Origin of the sequence: Aquabacterium fontiphilum, assembly GCF_009909205.1 — a bacterium.
GTDB classification, from domain to species: domain Bacteria; phylum Pseudomonadota; class Gammaproteobacteria; order Burkholderiales; family Burkholderiaceae_C; genus Aquabacterium; species Aquabacterium fontiphilum.
Genome location: NZ_JAAAPN010000026.1, coordinates 1 through 999 on the forward strand (window position 1 = coordinate 1; position 999 = coordinate 999).

Consider the following 999-nt stretch of genomic DNA (forward strand, 5'->3'; position numbering starts at 1 on the left):
ACGGCTCTGCTGTCTACGTGGCTCCTGGATGGACCAAAACAGGAGGCGATTTCAAGGAAGCGAGAGGCGTATATTGGCTCGAAGACGAAGCCGGTCGGCTAGTCAAGGCGCCGTCACCAGAATCACTGAGAGGCGTCATCCCACCAGAGTTGGCCCGGCGAGGGATTGTGTTTCGTAACGGGTTTCTGAGGGAAAAGGGCTGGTACATCCACCCCAAGACGGGCCAGCGCATAGAAACCGACTTTTGAGCCCCGCCCGCGCATGAACCCACACAGACGAATCTGCCTTGCAATCGGCGGACTGCTGGGCCTGTCTGGTCTGACGGGATGCAAATCATCCGTGTCCGCGCAGCGGAACACCCCTATGGATCTCTCTGCTTACAGTGCAGAAGACCGAGCCCTTATCCACAAGTTCCGCGGCGTTCGTGGTTTCGAGTTGTACATGAGCGGGTTTGGCCCAAACAGGGAGGAAAGCATCCACGCCATCGGCGTGGACGACCAGGGCGAGGGGGTGGTGGAAATGGCATTTGCCCAAGGCGGCGATAGCAAACGGGGCGGCTTCTGGCGCCCCACGGGGCCCTACAAGTACGTGGATTTCAAGCTCTACAAAGGCAACACCGTCAAGTATCATTGGTCCAACGGCATCAAGACCGGAGTAATGGGGCACCTGTATGGCCAATGGCGGGTACCCGTGGCCGAGCGCGTTCCAGACGATTTGCTCGATGATCTTCGCAAGAATCGAGGGGGGGGCGCATCAAGTTCCGGTTTCATCCGGATGGGGTGCTGCTGGGCTGGGACATTGAGCGAAGGCCGGGGTTTGATCCCAAGAAACGAGATAGATGGGGGGAGATTGCCTATGTTGGGCCTGTTCACAGCTTTGCGGGCGGTGATTTTCGGGAAGCAGAGATATTCAATGGGAAAGTGATGCGCAAAGGCTGGTACATCCACCCCAAGACGGGTCAGCGCATCGAAACCGACTTTTGAGCGGCACCCTGTCGTG

At 58.2% G+C, this 999-nt stretch carries 2 protein-coding genes; both read left to right on the forward strand.

The features are described from left to right. Positions 1 to 248: hypothetical protein (locus tag GTZ97_RS16820; protein WP_236651281.1), on the forward strand; the 248-nt coding region annotated here is incomplete at its 5' end. 115 nt (positions 249 to 363) lie between these two features. Next, positions 364 to 924, forward strand: a complete 561-nt coding sequence (locus GTZ97_RS16400) for a hypothetical protein (protein WP_161652074.1) — start codon at positions 364 to 366, stop codon at positions 922 to 924. Positions 925 to 999: the final 75 nt, after the last annotated feature.